This window comes from Nitrincola alkalilacustris, from assembly GCF_008973755.1.
GTDB lineage: Bacteria > Pseudomonadota > Gammaproteobacteria > Pseudomonadales > Balneatricaceae > Nitrincola > Nitrincola alkalilacustris.
Genome location: NZ_WBOM01000002.1, coordinates 120,093 through 141,863, shown reverse-complemented (window position 1 = coordinate 141,863; position 21,771 = coordinate 120,093). Strand labels below are relative to the sequence as shown.

19 protein-coding genes and 4 tRNA genes are annotated in these 21,771 nt (G+C 54.8%); 13 read left to right on the top strand and 10 right to left on the bottom strand.

Annotation, left to right across the window (positions count from 1 at the left end; genetic code table 11):
* Complete coding sequence (locus F7R27_RS03490) at positions 1 to 993, bottom strand: hypothetical protein (protein WP_151702836.1); 993 nt, start codon at positions 991 to 993, stop codon at positions 1 to 3.
* Positions 994 to 1,102: 109 nt separating this feature from the next.
* On the opposite strand from F7R27_RS03490, the gene F7R27_RS03485 reads away from it, so the two are divergent.
* The 7 genes from F7R27_RS03485 to F7R27_RS03455 all read left to right on the top strand — a co-directional run bounded on the left by F7R27_RS03485 (position 1,103) and on the right by F7R27_RS03455 (position 7,128).
* Entirely contained in the window at positions 1,103 to 2,476 is a 1,374-nt protein-coding gene (locus tag F7R27_RS03485) for a class II fumarate hydratase (RefSeq protein WP_151702835.1), read from the top strand.
* A 122-nt stretch (positions 2,477 to 2,598) separates the two neighbouring features.
* Positions 2,599 to 3,795: a succinyldiaminopimelate transaminase gene (gene dapC, locus F7R27_RS03480; RefSeq protein WP_151703237.1), complete on the top strand. Its 1,197-nt coding sequence runs from the start codon at positions 2,599 to 2,601 to the stop codon at positions 3,793 to 3,795.
* Positions 3,796 to 3,816: 21 nt separating this feature from the next.
* On the top strand, positions 3,817 to 4,167 hold the full coding sequence (locus tag F7R27_RS03475) for an ArsC family reductase (protein ID WP_151702834.1): 351 nt from the start codon (positions 3,817 to 3,819) through the stop codon (positions 4,165 to 4,167).
* Between the two features lie 84 nt (positions 4,168 to 4,251).
* On the top strand, positions 4,252 to 5,283 hold the full coding sequence (dapD, locus tag F7R27_RS03470) for a 2,3,4,5-tetrahydropyridine-2,6-dicarboxylate N-succinyltransferase (RefSeq protein ID WP_151702833.1): 1,032 nt from the start codon (positions 4,252 to 4,254) through the stop codon (positions 5,281 to 5,283).
* 54 nt (positions 5,284 to 5,337) lie between these two features.
* Positions 5,338 to 6,477: a succinyl-diaminopimelate desuccinylase gene (dapE, locus tag F7R27_RS03465; protein ID WP_151702832.1), complete on the top strand. Its 1,140-nt coding sequence runs from the start codon at positions 5,338 to 5,340 to the stop codon at positions 6,475 to 6,477.
* Complete coding sequence (locus tag F7R27_RS03460) at positions 6,474 to 6,770, top strand: hypothetical protein (RefSeq protein WP_151702831.1); 297 nt, start codon at positions 6,474 to 6,476, stop codon at positions 6,768 to 6,770. Before dapE ends, F7R27_RS03460 begins: the two co-directional genes overlap by 4 nt.
* Entirely contained in the window at positions 6,742 to 7,128 is a 387-nt protein-coding gene (locus F7R27_RS03455) for a hypothetical protein (RefSeq protein ID WP_151702830.1), read from the top strand. The genes F7R27_RS03460 and F7R27_RS03455 overlap by 29 nt, the downstream gene beginning before the upstream one ends.
* Positions 7,129 to 7,132: 4 nt before the next feature.
* Here F7R27_RS03455 and F7R27_RS03450 read toward each other — a convergent pair whose 3' ends face one another.
* A complete protein-coding gene (locus F7R27_RS03450) occupies positions 7,133 to 8,032 on the bottom strand; it encodes a DMT family transporter (RefSeq protein WP_151702829.1) in 900 nt (299 codons plus the stop codon).
* 61 nt (positions 8,033 to 8,093) lie between these two features.
* Positions 8,094 to 8,528 carry a hypothetical protein gene (locus tag F7R27_RS03445; RefSeq protein WP_151702828.1) on the bottom strand — a complete coding sequence of 145 codons (435 nt, stop codon included), beginning with the start codon at positions 8,526 to 8,528 and terminating at the stop codon, positions 8,094 to 8,096.
* A 78-nt stretch (positions 8,529 to 8,606) separates the two neighbouring features.
* Here F7R27_RS03445 and greB point away from each other — a divergent pair, with 78 nt between their 5' ends.
* Complete coding sequence (gene greB / locus F7R27_RS03440) at positions 8,607 to 9,122, top strand: transcription elongation factor GreB (protein ID WP_151702827.1); 516 nt, start codon at positions 8,607 to 8,609, stop codon at positions 9,120 to 9,122.
* Positions 9,123 to 9,249: 127 nt separating this feature from the next.
* Here the strand turns inward: greB and F7R27_RS03435 are convergent.
* The 5 genes from F7R27_RS03435 to F7R27_RS03415 form a co-directional block, all read right to left on the bottom strand.
* Positions 9,250 to 9,325: transfer RNA gene (locus F7R27_RS03435), tRNA-Lys, on the bottom strand.
* Between the two features lie 20 nt (positions 9,326 to 9,345).
* A tRNA-Lys gene (locus tag F7R27_RS03430) sits at positions 9,346 to 9,421 on the bottom strand.
* A gap of 15 nt (positions 9,422 to 9,436) precedes the next feature.
* Positions 9,437 to 9,512 (bottom strand) — tRNA-Asn (locus F7R27_RS03425).
* A 26-nt stretch (positions 9,513 to 9,538) separates the two neighbouring features.
* Positions 9,539 to 9,626: transfer RNA gene (locus F7R27_RS03420), tRNA-Ser, on the bottom strand.
* Between the two features lie 122 nt (positions 9,627 to 9,748).
* The gene (locus F7R27_RS03415; protein WP_151702826.1) at positions 9,749 to 10,807 is read right to left on the bottom strand and encodes an AraC family transcriptional regulator; all 1,059 of its coding nucleotides are present in this window, start codon (positions 10,805 to 10,807) and stop codon (positions 9,749 to 9,751) included.
* A 250-nt stretch (positions 10,808 to 11,057) separates the two neighbouring features.
* Here F7R27_RS03415 and F7R27_RS03410 point away from each other — a divergent pair, with 250 nt between their 5' ends.
* The 4 genes from F7R27_RS03410 to F7R27_RS03395 all read left to right on the top strand — a co-directional run bounded on the left by F7R27_RS03410 (position 11,058) and on the right by F7R27_RS03395 (position 17,800).
* Positions 11,058 to 13,025, top strand: coding sequence for a DUF1302 domain-containing protein (locus F7R27_RS03410; RefSeq protein ID WP_151702825.1), 1,968 nt, complete (start codon positions 11,058 to 11,060; stop codon positions 13,023 to 13,025).
* Positions 13,026 to 13,046: 21 nt separating this feature from the next.
* A complete protein-coding gene (locus F7R27_RS03405) occupies positions 13,047 to 14,402 on the top strand; it encodes a DUF1329 domain-containing protein (RefSeq protein ID WP_151702824.1) in 1,356 nt (451 codons plus the stop codon).
* A gap of 832 nt (positions 14,403 to 15,234) precedes the next feature.
* Complete coding sequence (locus F7R27_RS03400) at positions 15,235 to 16,617, top strand: DEAD/DEAH box helicase (protein ID WP_151702823.1); 1,383 nt, start codon at positions 15,235 to 15,237, stop codon at positions 16,615 to 16,617.
* Positions 16,618 to 16,876: 259 nt separating this feature from the next.
* Positions 16,877 to 17,800, top strand: a complete 924-nt coding sequence (locus F7R27_RS03395) for a histone deacetylase family protein (RefSeq protein ID WP_151702822.1) — start codon at positions 16,877 to 16,879, stop codon at positions 17,798 to 17,800.
* 53 nt (positions 17,801 to 17,853) lie between these two features.
* Here the strand turns inward: F7R27_RS03395 and F7R27_RS03390 are convergent, their stop codons facing one another.
* Complete coding sequence (locus tag F7R27_RS03390; RefSeq protein WP_151702821.1) at positions 17,854 to 19,122, bottom strand: NAD(P)/FAD-dependent oxidoreductase; 1,269 nt, start codon at positions 19,120 to 19,122, stop codon at positions 17,854 to 17,856.
* Positions 19,123 to 19,146: 24 nt separating this feature from the next.
* The gene (amaB, locus tag F7R27_RS03385) at positions 19,147 to 20,706 is read right to left on the bottom strand and encodes an L-piperidine-6-carboxylate dehydrogenase (RefSeq protein ID WP_240776212.1); all 1,560 of its coding nucleotides are present in this window, start codon (positions 20,704 to 20,706) and stop codon (positions 19,147 to 19,149) included.
* A 173-nt stretch (positions 20,707 to 20,879) separates the two neighbouring features.
* On the opposite strand from amaB, the gene F7R27_RS03380 reads away from it, so the two are divergent.
* A complete protein-coding gene (locus tag F7R27_RS03380) occupies positions 20,880 to 21,749 on the top strand; it encodes a LysR family transcriptional regulator (protein WP_151702820.1) in 870 nt (289 codons plus the stop codon).
* Positions 21,750 to 21,771 lie beyond the last annotated feature (22 nt).

Below are 21,771 nucleotides of genomic sequence, written 5' to 3'. Positions count from 1 at the left end.
TCAACCGTTGCGGTTCACCAGAATATCGCTGATCTTGTGGTTCTGATTCAGGCGCAGCGTTACATCGGCACGTGCGGGCATCTCAGACAGCATGGCACAGGTGAGTCTTTCATAGTGCTGTATGAAACGCTCTATCTGCGACTCATTCATGATTTTCAGATGATCCGCCGGTAACTGGGTATCATGGATATAGCGCATCCGCTCAGCCAGTTTTTTTTCCTGTTGCGAACGCCATTCATATACCGCCTGCATACTGGGCACCTGCAGCATCAGCAACAGATCGACCTTTGCAAACAACTCTGCATAAACACTGCCGAGTTGTTTGTTGACATAGTGCCGCCAGCTGCCATCAGCATCCTCTTCTTGCTCCAGCGCATTGATCGGGTGCCGCAGTTCAGCATCACTCTGCTCTCTGGCACCTACACACCAGCCTTCAAACAGAATCACATCCGCTGGCCCCACCCATTCCTGCCACACCGAGGTCGGGCAACGATCATCAATCGATTTATCAAACACCGGTATCTTGGTGACCCGATCAGGTTCTGCTGACATCAGGGAGGCCAGTATCTCCATGCCAAGTGCCACATCATGGGTACCGGGTACACCTCGGGTAAGGAGCAAAGGGTGCACATCTCTGGACAAAATCTCTCTCTCGGCCCGGGTCTTATAGAGATCATCAATCGAAAAGCTGACAACACGGAGGCCAAACCCCTCACCCAGCGTCACCTCCAACAGATTCGACAAGGTCGATTTCCCAGCCCCCTGAGCACCGTTGATCCCGACCACCAGGGGACCACCCTTGCGACGTTGAATCGACGTGATCCAGCCACCCAGAGGCACATAGATCTCTTCGATCATCTCCTTGAGGCCGATATCCACACGCAGCGACTCCAGCGTTGAAGCAAATTCAGCCTCCACCGCACGTACTGCCTGCTGCAACTCCTGCTGACTGAGCCCGAAGCTCCGCCTGGGCCAGTGTGCCAGTACACTCATGCAATAACCTCTGTTACTGTCGTTGCCCGCCATTATGCCTTGTTTACAGTAAGTTGGTAATTCCAGCCATCGGATCCATACTTGAATCAGGCCAACAACAGGAGGAACCATGATCAGACAACGCACAGAACATGACAGCATGGGAGAGGTGCAGGTACCGGATCATGCCCTTTATGGCGCTCAGACTCAGCGCGCTGTGGATAACTTTCAGATCAGCGACCTGCGCCTCCCTGCCTCTTTCATCGCAGCCGTTGCCCAGATCAAGGCCGCAGCCGCCCTGACCAACGCTGAACTGGAGCTGCTGGAGCCAGAGGTGGCTGAAGCGATCATCGCTGCCTGTGATCAGATCATTGCCGGTGAAGCGGCAGATCAGTTCCCGGTTGATCTGTTCCAGACTGGTTCAGGCACCAGTACCAACATGAACATGAATGAGGTGATCAGCGGGTTGATCTGGCGCGATCGTCAGCTCAGGGTGCACCCCAATGACCAGGTGAACATGAGCCAGAGCTCCAATGATGTCATTCCCACCGCGATTCATCTGAGCGCTCTGCAGGCGCTGGAACATACACTGCTTCCCGCACTGAATCATCTGATGGAGGTACTGGAGCTGAAGTCGGATAGCCTCAGTGGTATTGTCAAAACCGGGCGCACTCACCTGATGGATGCCGTGCCGATCAGCCTGAGTCAGGAGGTGTCTGCCTGGGCTGCACAGATTCATGATTGCATCCAGCGTCTGCAGCAAGTCAAACCACGCCTGTCACTTCTGGCCCAGGGAGGGACAGCCGTGGGGACAGGTTTGAATGCACCTGAAGGCTTTCCACACCTGTTTGCCCACCATCTGCGCGAACGAACCGGACTCAAAGTACAGACAGCCAATAACCGTTTTATCCTGCTGTCGAGCCAGGATACGGCACTGGAGTTATCAGGTCAGTTGAAAGTCTGCGCCACAGCATTGATGAAGATCGCCAATGATCTGCGCTGGATGAACTCGGGGCCCCTGGCGGGCCTGGGCGAGATAGCCCTGCCAGCCCTGCAGCCCGGCTCCTCCATCATGCCGGGCAAGGTCAATCCGGTGATCTCGGAATCGGTGATGATGGTGGCCGCTCAGGTGATGGGCAACGACACCACAGTCATGATCTGTGCCCAGCATGGCAACTTTCAGCTGAATACGATGTTGCCTCTGATCGCCTATAACCTGTTGCAAAGCGAAATGTTGCTGGCCAACTCCGCCGTGACGCTGGCTGACAAGGCGATCGCAGGCTTCACCGTGAATCAGGCGCGAATCGAGGAGGTACTGGCCAGAAACCCGATTCTGGTAACCGCGCTCAACTCCCTGATCGGTTATGAAAAAGCCGCAGCCGTAGCCAAAAGCGCCTACCAGCAGGGGCGACCGATTATCGATGTTGCGGCAGAAGAAACCGATATCAGCCGCGCCAGACTGCAGAAGCTGCTTGATCCGATGCACCTGACCGGCCAGGAGTGACAGCCAGGAGATAACAACTCAGGAGCGCCGGTCAAATTGTTGGCAGCGTGAATTGGCCAGAAGAGCGCCATCCGGTATACTTTCTGGTCCGACTTTTCAGCAGCCGCCAGAGTGATGATCGCATGAACCTTGATCTCGACAGACTTCAGCCCTACCCATTTGAAAAACTGGCCGCCCTGAAGGCAGGTGTCACGCCGAATGCAGACCTGGAGCATATCTCACTCGGTATCGGTGAGCCAAAACATGCTTCACCCTCTTTCGTCACGGATGTGCTGCGTAACAACCTGTCGCTGCTGTCCAACTACCCTACAACCAAGGGGCTGCTGGAGCTGCGCCAGGCGATTGCCGGCTGGTGTGAAAAACGCTTCCTGTTAGAGGCTGGCAGCCTTGATCCCGAGCAGCATGTCCTGCCAGTGAACGGTACCCGTGAAGCGATCTTTGCCTTCACCCAGGCGGCGGTTGAGCGCAAACCCGATGCCCTGGTGATTTCGCCCAACCCCTTTTATCAGATCTACGAAGGCTCCGCCTATCTGGCCGGTGCTGAACCCTGGTATCTGAACTGTGTTGCTGACAGGGGATTCATTCCCGACTACGATGCCGTGCCGGCCGAGATCTGGCAGCGTTGCCAGTTGCTGTTCATCTGCTCACCCGGCAACCCAACCGGTGCAGTACACGACATCGCAACGCTGAAAAAACTGATTGCGCTGGCAGATGAACACGACTTCATCATCGCTTCTGATGAGTGCTACTCGGAGATCTACCTGGACGAACAGCAGCCACCGGCCGGCCTGCTGCAAGCCTGTGCCGAGCTGGGGCGCCATGACTATCGCAACTGCGTGGTGTTCCATAGTCTGTCCAAGCGCTCCAACCTGCCCGGCATGCGCTCCGGTTTCATTGCCGGTGATGCACGCCTGATGCAGCCATTCTTGCTCTATCGCACCTATCACGGCAGTTCAATGCCGGTTCAGCACCAGTTGGCATCCATCGCCGCCTGGCATGATGAGGGGCATGTCCTCGACAACCGCAATCAGTACCGTGAGAAATTTGCCCGTGTTGTGGAGATACTGTCACCGGTGATGGATGTGCAGGCTCCCGATGCCAGCTTCTATCTCTGGGCCAGAACCCCCATCGCCGATGACCTGTTTGCCAGAGGACTGTTCGAACAGCAGAATCTGACCGTACTGCCAGGACGCTATCTGTCACGTGAGGTGGATGGCCAACTGCCAGGTGCCGGTTATATCCGCATGGCTCTGGTGGCCACGGTTGAAGAGTGCGTTGAGGCTGCCGAGCGCATCAGAGCCTATATCGAGTCGCTCTGAATACTGAACAAGGAGAGCACAATGATTACCCTTTATGGCATCAGCAACTGTGATACGGTGCGCAAGGCACGCAAGTGGCTTGAAGCCAACCAGCTTGAACATCAGTTTCATGATTTTCGCCGAGATGGCCTGAGCGCCGAGCAGCTGTCCGACTGGTGCAAGGCGGTCGGTATCGACACGCTGCTGAACAAGCGCGGCACCACCTGGCGCCAGTTGCCTGCACGTGAGCGTGACGGCCTGGATGATGCGGGCCTGCTGGCGTTGATGCTGAAGCATCCGGCACTGATCAAGCGCCCGGTGCTGACCTATGCCGATGGCTGCCATGTCGGCTTCAAGGAAAATGAATACGCGTCTCGTTTGTTGCCGAACTGATATCTGGCGGAGCCTATTGCTGAACTGAGTAAAGAACCCTTTTTTTCACAATTTTATTTTGAACGAATCATTCTGGAGTATCCCATGAGCAATTTTGCATTCGGTGTCGGTGTCGGTACCAAGTCATCCAGCGGGCAGTGGCTGGAGGTCTATTACAATGCCCCGCTGCTGAACGCAGAACAGTCAATCATCAGTGCCGTAGCCGAGAAACTGGGCTATACCGGCGGTAATCAGGCGATCGAAATCAGTGCTGCACAGTTGAAAGATCTGGAGATTGCCTTTCTATCTGTCGGCGCCGAAGCTCAGGCAGAAGTAACCGAGGTTCTGGAGGGTACCCCACAGCCTCTGGTCGTCACCTTTCTGGAAACTGACGCAGAACCCACCAGCACGGCAGAGGCTTATCTGAAACTGAGCCTGCTGTCACATCGCCTGGTCAAGCCGCATGGCCTGAACCTGAGCGGCATTTTTGGCCTGCTGCCGAATGTAGCCTGGACCTCCGAGGGCGCCATTGCACTGGAAGACCTGCCTAAACGCCAACTGGCCGCTCGTGCCAGTGGTCGTGTTCTGGATGTGATCTCCGTCGACAAGTTCCCGAAAATGACCAACTATGTCGTACCTGCCGGGATACGCGTCGGCGATGCCAGCCGTATCCGCCTCGGTGCTCATGTCGGCGAAGGCACCACAGTGATGCATGAAGGCTTCATCAACTTCAACGCAGGTACACTCGGCGTCAGCATGGTCGAAGGACGCATCTCCGCAGGTGTCGTGGTCGGTAATGGCTCGGATCTTGGTGGTGGCTGCTCAACCATGGGTACCTTGTCGGGCGGCAATAGTGTCTTGATCTCCGTAGGTGAAAACTGCCTGCTGGGTGCCAACGCAGGTCTGGGACTCCCTCTGGGTGATCGTTGCACGATTGAAGCAGGTCTTTATGTGACGGGTGGCAGCAAAGTGGTCCTGCTGGATGACCAGAATCAGGAAGTAAGCGTGATCAAGGCAGCTGAACTGGCCGGTAAAAGCGATCTGCTGTTCCGCCGTAACTCATTGAATGGCCGCATTGAGGTGAAAACCAATAAAAGTGCGATCGCCCTTAACGAAGAGCTGCACAAGCATAACTGATTCAACTCTTAAGCCGTAACAACGGAAGCACCCTGAGCAAAGGAACTATCTGACATGACCCAGCACTCCGAAACCCTGCAGCTTGCCTGTGACCTGATCAGCCGTCCCTCCATCACACCGGAGGATGCCGGTTGTCAGGAGCTGCTGATCAGCCGACTGGAGGCGCTGGGCTTCACGATCGAGCGCATGCAGTTTGAAGATGTCAGCAATTTCTGGGCACGCCGCGGTACGCAACGCCCACTCTTCTGCTTTGCAGGACACACGGATGTTGTACCAACCGGTCCGGTGGAGCGCTGGCAGTCACCACCTTTCGAGCCGACCTTCCGTGAGGGCTATCTCTATGGCCGCGGCGCTGCCGATATGAAAGGCGGCATCGCCTCCTTCATCACGGCTCTGGAGCGCTTTATAGCCAACCATCCGGATCATCAGGGTTCCATTGCACTGCTGATCACCAGTGATGAAGAAGGGCCGTTTATCAACGGCACCACACGTGTCGTGGACCACCTCGAAGCGCGTAATGAGAAGATCGACTGGTGCATCGTCGGTGAACCATCCAGCACCGACGAGGTGGGGGATGTGATAAAGAATGGCCGTCGTGGCTCCATCACCGGCACACTGATTGTGCGCGGAGTACAGGGTCATGTCGCCTATCCTCACCTGGTGCGTAATCCAGTACATGAAGCCGCAGCCGCGCTGGCCGAACTGGCCGCCGAAGTCTGGGATGAAGGAAATGAGTTCTTCCCGCCCACCAGTTTCCAGATCTCCAATATCCACGCCGGCACCGGTGCTGCCAACGTTGTACCCGGGCAGATGGAGGTGGTATTCAACTTCCGTTTCTCGACCGAAGTCACTGCCGACCAGCTCAAGGAGCGCGTACGCGAGATACTGGATCGCCACAAGCTGGAGTGGGACATCGACTGGGTGCTCTCCGGCAACCCCTTCCTGACCGCGGCAGGTGATCTCGTGGAGGCCAGCCGCGCAGCGATTCACAGCGTAACTGGCATCAATACCGAACTATCCACAGCCGGTGGCACATCAGACGGGCGCTTCATTGCACCGACTGGCGCGCAGGTGGTCGAGATAGGACCGGTCAATGCCACGATCCACAAGATTGATGAGCGCGTGCGGGTAAAGGACCTCGATACCCTGTCAGATATTTACGAGAATATTCTGGCGCGCCTGCTGGCCAGATGATGAAACCTTCGCGTCTGCGGCTCTGGTTGCGCCGTCGAGCCGACGCACACTATGAGAATCTGGCACTGACAGGTGCCGGATTCGCTGTTTTTTTCGTGGGGCTGCTACTGATCGGCAGTGCCGAGTTTCTGATAACACCCTCTCTGACAGCCGAGCTGACTGCTCTGTTTGGCTTGATCCTGCTGGGTTTGGGCTGCATACTCGCTGCTGTGGGGTTTCTCAGCCTCAGCATACTTCGCATATTCCGTTTTCTGGATCAGGACGATGACAACAAACCGCCATCCCGACATTGAAATCTATATCAAGAACTGCTCCCTGAGCACTATCACCGACTGGCTGAAAACTCGCTTCGACGATGTTCAGGTACAGCCTGGCGGCAGTCTTATCCACAACATTACGGTTGGCTATCAGGGCAAGACACTGTCATTGATGATCCACGAGAAAGCGGTCGGCAAAGCCTGGACCAGTGTCTGGTTTCGCTCCGACAGCACGCCCTGGGAAAAAGATCTGGATTGCGCGGCAGAGGCGTCAGAGCAACTGCAGGCTCAGGTCAGATGCATCGCTAATGGATGGAGCGAAGGTGATGATCCGGACGAATGGTGGCGCATTGAAGCGGGCTCTGTGGAAAAAATCCAGTGGGGAGCCGACTGAAAGATCATCCACCGGCAGTGCCGGTTCGGCCCCGCTGCTGAAAAATCACCGCTGTGATGATCAGCACCAACCCCAGCCAGGTCGCTGCCACAACGCTTTCGCCCAGAAACAGATTGATGAAAATCAAGGATAAAAAGGGGGACAGAAAAATCAGGTTCCCGATCCGACTCACCTGCTCGGCCCTGCGCAAGGCAGCCAGCCAGAGCATGAAGGTCAACCCCATCTCGAACAGCCCGACATATACGGCCCCCAGAAGCCCCTGCCAGACCGGTAGCGCCACTTCTCCCTGAAGCAGCATAACCAGCCACACCAAAGGCGTACCGAGCAGGAAACACAGCAGCAGCGAGACTGAAGGGGTAGTGGCAGAGCGGGTGTTGAGAATCCAGTAGAGCGCCCACAAAACCGTGCTGGCAAGCGCCAGCAACACACCCAGCCCACTGTCGAACTCCAGCGACAGCAGATTACCACGTGTCGCAATAATCACTGCGCCGGAATAGCCCAGCAACAGTGCCGCAATATCGCGCCGCGTCAGGCGTTGTTTAAGCAGTGGGACGGCCAGCACCGACAGCATCAGCGCCCAGGTATAGTTGAGCGCCTGCGCCTGTTGCGCCGGCAGCATATCATAAGCCTGAAACAGAATCAGATAGTAACAGCACGGATTGAGTGCTCCCATCGCCAAATAATAGACAGGCCTGGCCCGAAGCGCAGAGAACGCCTCACCCCAGCACTTCTCGTGAGTGACAAAAGCAGCCAGAACCAGCATCGAGATCAGGCTTGACCAGGCCAGCAGCTGGGTAGGTGTCATCACCTGCAGCGACAGTTTGAACGCAGTCGCCGCAGTGGACCAGAAAAAAACAGCCGCTAAAGCCAGCAGCATCGCCTGACGTTGATTCTTGACCTGCATGGACAGATGATAGATCCAGATATGAAAAGGATGGCAAGCCTAGCAGAATAGGGCATGAATGTCAGGCGACAGCCTGCAGCGTCGAGCGCGCCTGTTCGATATGCGCCAGCATCTTGCCACCGAGGGAGGCCAGTCCCATCTGAGCAATGTGATCGTTGCGCAGTGGCGCTCGTTGAGGGGTGTGCGCCCTGATATCCAGATAACTGACCAGATAGGCGAACTCCCCCCTCTGGCGCTTGTTGACCGACTGATTCAGCCGCCCCACCACCTCATCACTGAACAGACTGTTGGGATCGGGGTAACGGGAGTGTGTCTGTGGCAGAGTAAAACTGCCATCAGCGACTGCTGCTTGATTCGTGGGCGCAGGTGTACGCTCCAGATTGGAGGCGATCAGGCTCAGCAGGAAGCCGAACTGAGCACCACCACCGCCCTGCACTGCCTGAGGCAGACTGGCGGTATAGGTCTCAATTCTGGCCTGAATAATCTCTGTCTGCATCGCACCTCCGACTCTGTCCCTTTATAATCGGCAGAGAGCTTTTTTTCTTTAAGATTATATTCAGGAAATCAGATAGTTATGGGACGTTGGCGCGAACCCCCTCCTCGCAGTGCAAAATATATCACCGCAGCCGGCTATAAACGCCTGAATGAGGAGCTGAAATATCTGTGGAAAGTTAAACGTCCAGAGGTGACACAGTCGGTTAAAGAGGCCGCTGCACAGGGCGACCGCTCGGAAAATGCCGAGTACATCTATGGTAAAAAGCAGTTGCGTGAAATTGATCGCCGCGTGCGCTATCTGGCCAAGCGCCTGGAAGATATGAGTGTAGTGGATCGTCTGCCGGATGATCGCAGCCATGTATACTTCGGCGCCTGGGTCACCGTCTGTGATGAAGCGGATAGAACGTTTTGTTATCGCATCGTCGGCCCAGACGAGATAGATGACCAGCCGGGTTATATCAGCGTCGACTCGCCCATGGCTCGTCAATTACTGAAGAAAAGCGTCGGTGATGAGATCACGCTGCAAAAACCTGATGGTCAGGAGATCTGGTACGAGGTGCTGCAAATCGATTATCGCCCGGAGCCGGACAGCTGAGCTGTAGCAGATATGCTGACCTGTATCACACGGAGGTGATTGCCATAGGTCTGAGAAACGAGGAGAAGAGCTAAAGATGCACTACAGAAGAACTACAGAAGAACTACAGAAGAACTACAGATGAAAATGGTGGGTCGTATAGGATTCGAACCTATGACCAATTGGTTAAAAGCCAACTGCTCTACCAACTGAGCTAACGACCCTTCAAATTCGGAGTCAAGAGTGGTGGGTCGTATAGGATTCGAACCTATGACCAATTGGTTAAAAGCCAACTGCTCTACCAACTGAGCTAACGACCCGCTCTTTATCCAGGATGGCTCCCCGAGCTGGACTCGAACCAGCGACCAATAGATTAACAGTCTACTGCTCTACCAACTGAGCTATCAGGGAATATCCAGTTTGCAACTTTCATCCTTTGGCGGAGGGACAGGGATTCGAACCCTGGGAGCCTCGCGACTCGTCGGTTTTCAAGACCGGTGCTTTCAACCACTCAGCCATCCCTCCAAAGGATGGGCGCAAATTCTAACGTCTTCGAAAATTATGTCAACCCTTACTTACGATAAACTCATTATATTTAATAAAAAATTTGTACCACCTCAGAGTTCAGAGCCCTGTAAGCGACAGGATCAACGCTGATAGAGCTGTGTATAATTCTCACTGCGACGGTAATCACCAGGCGTCATTCCGGTCCATTTCTTGAAAGATCGGAAGAAGGCCGAGGGCTCGTCAAAACCCATCAATATGGCCACATCATTGATCGACAGCTGTGGTGAGTTCATGTAGTTGATCGCAGCAGCACGCCGCGCCTCATCCTTGATCTTCTGATAAGAGGTCCCCTCCTCCAGCAGACGCCTGCGAAGTGTGGACACCGACATATGCAGAGAGTGAGCAACCTCATCTGCACTGGGCAGGTTACGGCTGAAATCCTTACCGATCATCGAGATCACCTGCGATTTGAGGCTGTTATCGTCCTCCACCATCACAATCAGCTGGAAGGGTGCCGTCTTCAGAAAACCTCGCAGAGTATCCTCATCCTGCGCCAATGGCAGATCCAGAAAACGTGACGGAAACACGATAGCATTCTCGTGCTGATCAAACTTGATCTCGGATTGAAACAGTGTCCGGAACATATCCGTATCGTCCGGCTCGGGAAAAGCAAAATAGGCCGCTTTAAGCTCCAATCGACAACCGATCAACCAACTGATGAAATGATGCCACATCGATAGAGAGGTACGGATTCTTGTGGGTGATTCCTGAGCCATCATCTGTGCAAACTCGGCATCAGACAGCGAGTCGATCGGGGCAAAGGATATCTTGGCATAGCGCCCACGGCGCACGAGCTGAGGTTTGATCTTGGAGCCGCGACAGATCTCGTAAAAATCACTGCAGCGCCAGAGCGCCCGCTCCAGCGTACGGCAGTGGATAATGCAGTGACACATCATGCGGAAGGTGCCATTCGGCACGCGACCGCCACTGAGCATGCCGAATGATTCATCCTGCGCTATCCACATGATGTGCTGGTAAAGTAAACCAAGCTGAATGGCTGGCAGCTCATTGCGCCCGGTAATATCTTCGCGGTTCAGCTCAACATGCTGCAACAGTTCATCCACATCAAATCCCTGATCCTCTGCCAGATCCAGCAGATACCTCACATAACCGGCGGGCACTGTTACGGTACGTTCCATTTCGCTCTCTCTTATTTTTGTATCAATTAAAGGCATGAAATCCTCTTCATGCAAGCACAGAAGCACACTTTTGTCAGAAATTCTGGAGATTATTGTCATTGTTGCATTGACACTTCTGATCCATTATCACTCTATCCATTTTTATGAAAACTATCTGCAGCCAATACAAGTAACTAATAATAAAGAATATTATCAGCCACCTGTGACGCAGATAAATGTTAAAAAACAATAACAAGGCGGAATGAACGAAATGGGAATGAAATCACATGCACCCCGTGCAGCCCTTCCTGCACGTCCGGGATTCAAACGCGCCCTGCTGGCCGGCCTGATAGCCGCAGGACTCAGCAGCCAGGCACAATCACTGGAATTTCAGATCGGTGAGATTCAGGGCCGCCTGGACTCCAACCTCTCAGTCGGTGCCAGTTGGCGCTTGAAGGACCCTAGTGTGGCTGTGGTCTCTCCACCCAATGGTGGCACCAGTCTGGGCTCTGGCAGCTATGACGACGGTACCCAGAACTTCAAGAAGGGCGAGACTTTCTCCCGGGTCTTCAAAGGACTGCATGAGCTCGACCTGCGTTACGAAAACTTCGGTGCCTTCGTCCGTGGTAAATACTGGTATGACTTTGAAGGCAAGGATGGCAGCCGTGCTCATGGCCACAGCCCCAATGGCTATGTTCCTGGCGCCCGCCTGAACGATCGTGACTTCAACAGCTTCGCCAAATTCTCCGGTGCTGAGCTGCTGGATGCCTATGTTTACGGTTTCTTTGATGTCGGTGGCAAGCCTCTCGATCTTCGCCTGGGTCGTCAGGTCGTCAACTGGGGTGAAAGCACTTTCATTCAGGGCGGCATTAACGTCATCAATCCGGTCGATGTTGCCGCTTTCCGTCGTCCAGGTGCTGAACTGCGCGAGGGCCTGCTGCCGGTCAACATGGCATTTGCCTCTCTCGGCCTGACCGATAATCTCAGCGCTGAGGCCTTCTACCAGTTCAAGTGGGAACCCACCGCGGTAGACGGTTGCGGTACCTACTTCTCCAGCAATGACTTTGCGCCACAAGGCTGTAACGGCATACGTGTGGGTGCCGGCACTCCATTTGCCGGGGTACCTGATCGTCTGTACTTCAACCCAGCCTTCACTCAGGCCGCTGTCGGGTTTGATCCGGTGGTTTACCGCAATGCCAACGGGCGCCGTGAAGCGAAAGACAGCGGCCAGTTCGGGGTGGCTTTTCGCTACTTCGCTGAAGAGCTGAACAACACCGAGTTCGGGCTCTACTTCACACGTTACCACAGCCGCCTGCCAATGATCAGTGGCGTTAACACACCGGTGTCGGGCGCACAGATCCAGGCTGCAGGCCAGGCCGCCGCCACCCGCTATATCATGAACAATGCTGTCAATCCCATGAGCCCGACACAGGCTGAAATGGCCGCGGCACAGGCAACAGCCATGGCCACGGTACAGGGTATGGCAACAGCAGCGCCCTTCAGCAGCACCTACTTTGTCAGCTATCCTGAAAATATCGACATGCTGGGTCTGAGCTTCAATACCAATCTGGGCGATATCGCCTGGTCCGGTGAGATCAGCCACAAGCGTGATGTACCGGTTCAGGTGAATGGTCCGCTGCTGGTCGGTGCGATCCTGCGCCAGTTCGGCTATCAGTTGACTGGTCAGGGCATAGGCAACCATGCTGCCGATCAGTTGGTGCTCAACGCAGGACCCGGTGCCACAGTGCCCGGCTACTCAACCTTTGATGTCACTCAGGCACAGACTACCTTCATCAAGTTCTATGACAATGTTCTCGGCGCCAGCCGCCTGGCAACCGTTGCAGAACTCGGCTGGACCCATGTGCATGGTCTGGATGAGGGCGCTAATGCTCTGAAATATGGTCGAAACGGTGTCTATGGATATGCATCCGGCGATACAAAAGGCTTTGTCACCAAGAACTCCTTCGGTTATGTCCTGCGCGGCAGCCTGGAATACCCGAACGCCTTCTCCGGCGTGACGCTGATTCCTGAAGCCAGCTTCCGTCATGGTGTAAAAGGCTTTGGCCCTGAGCCAGGAGCAGCATTTCGTGAGGGTGAGCGCTCCATCAACCTGGGTCTGACAGGCGAGTACATGAACAAGTATTCGGTTGGCCTGTCCTACACCAGTTTCTTCGGTGGCAAGTTCAATGCCGACAAAGATCGTGATTTCATCGCTTTAAGCGCATCAGTAGCCTTCTGAGCCTGACGGGAGAATAATAAAATGAATGTAAGAACACCTGGTTTCAAATATCCAAAGCTACTGCTCAGCTCAGCACTGATACTGGCTCTGTCCACCTTATCCACAGCTGGCATGGCCAGCGCCGACCGCCTGGGCCAGGATCTGACGCCTGTTGGAGCTGAACGCGCCGGCAATGCAGACGGCACCATCCCTGCCTGGGATGGTGGCCTGCCGAGCAGCAACGATCGCTACAGCAACCCCTTTGCGGATGAGCAGCCCCTGTTTGTGATCACTGCAGCCAACGCCGCTGAATACAGTGCACAACTGAGCCCAGGGCAACTGGCGATGTTCCAGCGCTATCCGGACAGCTTCAGAATGCCGGTCTACCCGACCCACCGCACTGCAGCAATGCCCCAGAAAATCTATGATGCAGCCAGCCACAATGCGGCCAACACACGCCTGACAGACGATGGCAATGGTCTGGTCAATTTCCAGGAAGCGCTGGCATTTCCAGTACCAGATACTGGACTCGAAGTGATCTGGAATCACCTTACCCGTTACCGTGGCGGCTCTCTGGAACGCACTTTCGTGCAGGTTCCGGTGCAGGCGAACGGTTCCTTCACACCGGTCAGAATCAATGAAAAGATGGCTTTCCCTAACTATCTGAAATCCACCGGCGAAGATCGTACCGACAATATCCTGTTCTACTTCGTGCAGGAGGTGACAGCACCTGCCCGCCTGACAGGTAACATCCTGCTGGTACATGAAACCCTGAATCAGATCACCCAGCCACGTCAGGCCTGGACCTACAATGCCGGTCAACGCCGCGTCCGTCTGGCACCGAACATCGCCTACGATGCGCCGGGTACTGCCACTGACGGCCAGCGTACTACCGATAACCTGGATCTGTTCAACGGTGCACCTGACCGCTATAACTGGGAACTGGTCGGCAAGAAGGAGATGTACATCCCCTACAACAGCTTCAAGCTGGCTGATCGCTCACTGAAGTACAGCGATATTCTGCACACTGGCCATCTGAACCCCGAGCACACCCGCTATGAACTGCACCGCGTCTGGCATGTGGAAGCAACGTTGAAAGAGGGCCAGCGCCATATCTACGGCAAGCGCAGCTTCTACATCGACGAGGATACCTGGCAGGTTGCCGTTGTGGATCACTATGATGGCCGTGGCGAACTATGGCGTGTCGGTGAAGCCCACCACTTCCAGTATCGAGATGTCGACGTGCCCTGGTATGTCGCTGAAACCCTGTACGATCTGCAGTCCGGTCGCTATCTGGTCGGCAGTCTGACCAACGAAGAGGGTATCGGTTTCGACTTCACCCAGCGCTTCGACTATGCGGACTTCACCCCGCAGGCGATTCGCCGCATGGGTCGCTGAGGCGGCATCGCAAGCAGACTGATTTACCCCATCAACTCGAAAGCCTCCACATTGGAGGCTTTTTTATTGCTGTTGCAAGGTGGGGGTTATTTTCTAACTGCCCGCCATGCCTGAATTCGGCAACCAGAAACACATTTCCACAGCTATTTATACACAAACACTCTTTCTAACACTGAAGACTTATGCGGAAGCTGAAATGAGCTTCCACAAGGTACTTCTCATGCAGTTCCATCAACACCTTATACACAAATAAGGCTAAGTTGACGGTAGTTTATCCTCAACCCATATCAACTGCTGCGGTTGCACACAGTTTCTGTGCGTAAAACAGTGAACAAGTTAGGGACAGGGCTAGGAGACAGAGCTGCAAGCCCCGTCAATACTGGCTTTGAAAAAACAGGTCAAAAGATACTCACCCCCGGCACTATTATAAACAGGCCGAGAAAGTCAACCCGGCCAGAATGCTAATTTACCTTAAATAGCAGACAGAAGAGCTTGTAAATGAAGGATGTTGAAATTTTATGCACAACCATTTTCAACTCAACCTGCACTCCTATAGCCACAGCTCATTTCCGACCTGTATAAATGCGAAATCCCGTGCACTTATCCATCACTGGCAGGTTAAATCCACGGGACTATTCACAGGGCAATCACAAGGCAATCACAATACAGTCAAAGAGCAGTCATGGGACAGGATTCACAGGACAGATATCAACAGGGCTGAAAAGCCTGCCTCTGTACCACTATCTACGTCATCACCACCAACTCAGACCGACAAACGCCTCATTTTCTGCTAGCATCACGGTTAATATATCCTCAGTGAGAATTAACACGCGTGTTTACTGACATTACCCTGGATTCCAGCCTGAACAAGGCGATCGAAACCCTCGGCTTTACCGAGCCAACCCCGGTTCAGTCCAGCACCATCAAAGATGCCATGGCAGGACGTGACCTGATGGTCGGTGCTGAAACCGGCAGCGGTAAAACCCTGGCCTTCCTGCTGCCGATTCTGCACCAGTTGATGCAGAAAGATGCGCCTCGCAGCGGTACCCGTGCACTGATTCTGACACCGACCCGGGAACTCGCGGAGCAGGTCTGCAAGGTCTGTGAATCACTGGTCGCCTTCAGTAGTATCAAGGTGATACAGGTCTGCGGTGGCGAAGGCTTCAAGGAGCAGTCGGCACGTATAAGACGCAATCCTGAAGTCATTGTCGGTACCCCTGGTCGTCTGGTGGAGCATATCGAACGCAACACCCTGGACTTCAAGGATCTGGAATGTCTGGTACTCGATGAAGCCGATCGTATGCTGGATATGGGTTTTCGTGATGAGGTGTTGACAATTACCGATGCCTGTCAGCCTGAACGCCAGACCATGCTTTTTTCTGCCACGCTGAATCGTCGCGAGATCAACGACCTGGTCGAACGTGTGCTGAAGGATCCGATTCAGGTTCTGTTGAGTACGGCACAGACCTCATCAGATCATGTCCGCCAGCAGATCGTACTGGCAGATGATAACCAGCATAAGGAAAAGGAGCTCAACTGGCTTCTCAACAACGAAACCTACGACCGGGCGCTGGTGTTTACCAATACCCGCGTTCAAGCCGATCATCTGGGCGGCATACTGCGCTATAACAAGCATCGCGCAGCTGTCCTGCATGGTGAGATGCAACAACCGCAACGCCGCCAGGTGCTCAACCTGCTGCGCCAGAACAAGGTCAAAGTACTTGTCGCCACTGATGTCGCCGCACGTGGTTTGGATATAGACGGTATCGATCTGGTAATCAATTTTGATATGGCGCGCAGCGGTGATGAGTATGTGCATCGTATCGGCCGCACCGCGCGTGCCGGTAAAGAAGGGCTGGCGGTGACGCTGATCGCTCATTACGAGTGGAACCTGATGTCGAGCATCGAACGCTATCTGAAAACCAGCTTCGAGCGTCGTGCCCTGCCGGGTTTGAAAGGCAGCTATACCGGACCGAAAAAGGTGCGCAGTTCAGGCAAAGCGGTCGGTAAGAAGAAAGAGCCGGACAGAAAGGGCAGCGTGGAAACCGTCAAGGTGAAGAAGCGCTTGCGTGATCAGAAGTCCATAGGTAAACGGCGTGTACCTTCGGCAGAAAAGGCAGTGGAGAAGAGGTCAGTGGAGAAAAAAGCAGAACCCAGCGTGATCAGTGACGGTTTTGCACCACTGAAAAAAAGAGGGACACCGGACGCAGGGTGAACAGCGTCTGATGCCCCAAGACAGTTCTATGCTGTAAGGCCAATACTACGCCCCGTTCTGATTCCGAATCATGATCTGGATCAAGTATTGGCCTGCGCAGCAAAAAAAATCGCATACAACCAAGGGCTAACGTCTCCAGAGCCCATTTTGCTCTACAATGCTGTGTATCAATGTCTGTCTGGCGGCCTGATATTCATGACAAGTGTGACACGCCTCTAATTGAATATTCCTGGCCGCTTCACCGGGAGATAATAATAAAATGAACACCGCTTACATCAGCCATCAGGATTGCCTGCTGCATAATATGGGACCGGATCACCCTGAAAGTCCGATCCGTCTTCAGGCGATCCGCAAGGTGCTGGAGCGTACCGGATTGATTGACCACCTGGATCAGACGGACTCAGTGGCCATCACTCAGGAACAGATACAGCTGGTGCATGCCAGACTGCATCACAGCAAACTTGAGATCCTCAGCCCTCAACAGGGCATCGTCTATGCCGATGACGACACGGCACTCTGCCCTGACTCGCTGCATGCTGCCAGCCTGGCGGCCGGAAGCGTTATTCTGGCTGCTGACCGTGTGCTGGCTGGCCATAATCACAACGCCTTCTGTGCCGTGCGCCCACCCGGACACCATGCCGAATACAGCGCGGCGATGGGCTTTTGCTTTTACAATAATGTCGCCATCGGCGCCGGTTATGCGCTGAAGCAGCCCGGTATTGAACGGGTTGCGATTCTCGATTTCGATGTACACCATGGCAACGGCACTGTGGATATCTTCAAGGATCGCCCGGAAGTACTGGTCTGCTCCACCTTCCAACACCCCTACTACCCGATGCGCTATCACGATCTGGCGCGGCCCAACATTGTCAACTGCCCGCTACCGGCACACAGTGACAGTAAACTCTTTCGCGATGCGGTGGAAAACAGATGGCTGCCCGCTTTGAAAGCGCACAAGCCCGATATGATATTTATCTCAGCCGGTTTTGATGCACACAAGGAAGACCCGATGGCCGACCTGAACCTGGATGAAGAGGATTATCGCTGGGTGACCCAACAGATCATGGCCGTTGCCGAGGAGTACAGCCGCGGTCGTATCGTGTCAGTCCTAGAAGGTGGCTACAATCCAGTCGCACTGGCGTTCAGTGTTCAGGCACATATTGAGGTGCTGGCGGGATACTGATCCCGCTCAGCACTCTTTTACCTCCCCTTTCAACACCACCTTCAACACCACCTTTAACTGAGCCGTGGAAAGCGATGCGCCGTTCTGGCGGCAACCTCATAGAATGCCGCCTGCAGATCCCGCAAAGGAACACGCGAGGGCTGAGTCACCGGCAGGGGCATCACAGTGGTATCCCCCGTGCACAGGTACTGCGCCAACGCTCGTCCCATCCAGGTGCCAGGTCCGATTCCCCGCCCACTGTATCCCATGCAACTGTAGAGACCACTGGCCAGTTCATGAAAATGCGGCAAGTGATCCTGACTGAAAGCGATCTGTCCCACCCAGCGATGCTGCCAGCTGAGTCGCCCCAGCTCAGGATAACTGCGGGTGATCCAGTTATCGGCCCAGTCCGCCAGACGGTCAGCCGGCAACAGATCACCCATGCTGCCAAGAATAAAACGCCCCTGCTGATCCAGCCTGAAGGCGTTCATGATACTGCGCGTATCCCAGGTACCCTCCCTGCCTGGGAGTATACGTGCCAACTGTGTTTCGCTCAGTGGCTCGCTGGCATATTGGAAAAAGTTGATCGGTACAAAGCTCTGTACCAGTGATGGGTAGAGCGGTCCGGAATAGGCGTTGGTCGCCAGCACTACCTGAGCCGCTGCCACAGTGCCACTGGGGGTGTGCAGCAGCCAGCCTGAAGGTGCCTGGCGATCCAGCGCTGTTACCGGCGTCTGCGTTGCGATGATGGCACCCGCCTCCTGTGCCGCACGCGCCAGACCTCTTGCATAGGCAAGCGGCTGTATCGTGCCGGCACGAGGATCAAACAGCGCTGCCTGATAACCTTCAGCGCCGGTGCGTTTGCGAGTCTGTGCACGATCCAGCAACGTTACAGGTGCTCCCCGGGCATTGAGTTGCCTCCAGCGCCGCTGCAGTTCTCGCTCACCCATGCCAGAGTGGGCGAGATGCAGCGTTCCGTTACGCACCGGCTCACACGCGATCTGATGCTGTTCGATCAGCGAAAACACCAGGTCTGGCGCCTGTGCCAACTCATGATAGAGACGCTCGCCAGGCCCCTCGCCCAGCTTACTGGCCATCTGATCCGGCTCCATCCATAGCCCGGCGTTTGCCAACCCGACATTGCGACCCGAGCCACCATGCCCTATCTCCTGCGCTTCCAGCACAATGACGCTGACACCCTGACGCGCCAGATGCAATGCCGTGGACAAGCCGGTAAAACCACCGCCGACCACCACAACATCCGCACTCATCGACTCCTGCAGTGGATCACCCACTGCGGCTTCGACAGCACTGGCACTCCATAGACTTTCGGCCTGCTGCATCTGATAACCCCTTGCGGCTAGCGGCTATTCGAAACGGATGCCCTGCGCCAGCGGCAGGTCACCACCATAGTTGACCGTATTGGTGCTACGGCGCATATAGTTCTTCCAGGCATCGGAGCCGCTTTCACGACCACCGCCCGTGTCTTTTTCGCCACCGAAGGCGCCGCCTATCTCTGCGCCGGATGTACCGATATTGACATTGGAGATGCCGCAATCAGAACCGGCAGCCGACAGGAACAGCTCGGCTTCACGCATGCGCTCGGTGAACACTGCCGATGAGAGCCCCTGTGGTACTTCATTCTGAATCGCGATCGCCTCTTCAAAGCGATCATAGGTCATGACATAGAGAATCGGTGCAAAGGTCTCTTCATGAACAATTGGGGCATCATGTGCGATGCTGACGATAGCCGGTCTGACATAGAAACCGCCTTCAGGTACACCAGCCGTGACACGCTCGCCGCCGAAGAGGATTTCGCCACCCTGATCACGCGCCTGCTGCAGAGCACTCTGCATCGCCCCATAACTCTGCTCATCAATCAGCGGGCCAACCAGAGTCCCCTCTTCCAATGGGTTGCCAACAGGCAGAGAGCCATAGGCCTTCAGCAGTTTCGGTAACAGCTGATCCAGCACAGATGACTGCACAATCAAGCGTCGCAGTGTCGTACAGCGTTGTCCCGCAGTACCCACGGCAGAAAACACGATAGCGCGCGAAGCCAGTTCCAGATCAGCCGCATCACTGACAATCATCGCATTATTGCCACCCAGCTCCAGAAGTGAACGCCCCAGCCTCGCACCGACCGTCGCCGCTACCGCCTTGCCCATGCCGGTTGATCCTGTCGCAGAAACCAGTGGGAAACGGCGATCTGCAGCAATTGCTTCGCCTGTTGCACGTCTGCCAATGACCACATTACAGATAGCCTTGGGCAGCTCAGGCATGGTATCCAGTGCTTTTTGAACAATCGCAAAGCAGGCCAGCGCGCACAGTGGTGCCTTTTCGGAAGGTTTGTGCAGAATCGGGTTACCGCAGACCAGCCCCAGCATCGCGTTCCAGGACCAGACCGCCATCGGAAAGTTGAAAGCAGTAATCACAGCGACTGGCCCCAGCGGATGCCACTGCTCCATCATGCGATGACCCGGCCTTTCACTGGCGATGGTCAGACCATGCAACTGACGTGACAAGCCGACCGCAAAATCACAGACATCGATCCACTCTTGCACCTCTCCCAGCGCTTCCGGCAGAATCTTGCCCGCTTCGAGCGTGATCACCTGCGCCAACTCCTCCTTGTGTACACGCGCAAACTCACCGATACGACGCACCAGTTCACCCCTCAGTGGAGCCGGTACGGTACGAAACTCGATAAAGGCTTGCTCCATCTCCGCTACCAGTTGGTCAAGCTGATCGGCTCCTGCATCACGGAATCGCCCAACCACTGAACCATCCACAGGGGTCGTGATAGTGAACAACTCTCCCTTACCTGCTTCTGCCTTGCCGCCACTGAGCAGGCTGCAATACTCACCCTGATGCATCAACTGATTGACACCCAGCGACTCCAGAAAATCTTTGCCCATCTCTTTGTCTCCCATATCCATCTCCAACCCCTATCACCCAATGCTTGATGACAACACCTTAGCGCGTTCAAACGTGACAGTGAAATATCCTTTTCCTGCATCAGGCATAGATAAAAGCTTTACCATATGGAAATATTTGAAGCTATTGCCTATATTGGTTCTCTATCCTGACAGATGAGTGTGCAAAAATGGAACTGAGAAATCTTCGTTACTTTGTCGCGGCCTACGAGGAACTGAGCCTGAGCGCTGCATCTAAGCGCTGCTTTATCTCACAGCCCTCTATTTCTGCAGCTATCTCGATACTGGAAGATCAACTCGGACAGCCGCTGTTCATCCGACACGCGAAGGGAGTGACCCCCACCGCTCAGGCAACTAAACTTTATCCACAAGCCTGCAGCCTGCTGCAAGCATCACGGGCAATCAAAACCCTGTTTGACGAACCTGCCGACCGGCTGCCACTGAGCATCTCATTGATGCCGTTTCTTTCGGGGCAGCGCGTCAGCCTGCTGCTGAAAACCCTGCTGCAAACGATACCAGGTGTTGATCTTACGCTGGTGGACTTTGATGAGGCGGCAGAGCTCAGACTGACCTGTCAGAGTCTGTGCAATAATCAGAAAGAGGCGTTTCATCACCTGTGGGATGATCACTATGTTCTGGCCATGCCGGTCGGCCATGAACTGTCTGAGCAGGAACAGATCTCACTCAATCAGCTCGATCAGATGCCATTTGTCAGCCGTACACCCTGTGATGTGATTCAACAATGGAATTATCTGACTCAGCGTCAGCATATCTCACTGAACGTGAAAGCAGTCGTCAAGACTGAGGAGTATGCACTGGATCTGGTGGCCGCGGGGGTGGGCGTATCCATTATTCCGCTGCATTCGCATAATCAACGGACGGATATCTGTATTCGTGAGATAGAGGGGGTGCATCTGGTCAGACACGTTGGCCTGACTCATGACAAGCATCAGGCGGTACCGAACAGTCTGTTTGCTGCCCTGCAGGAAGCAAGGCAGCAGATCAGTCAGTTTGCCATCGGTACCACCCGATCGGTTTAGGCCTGTGATTCAGCCTGTCCGT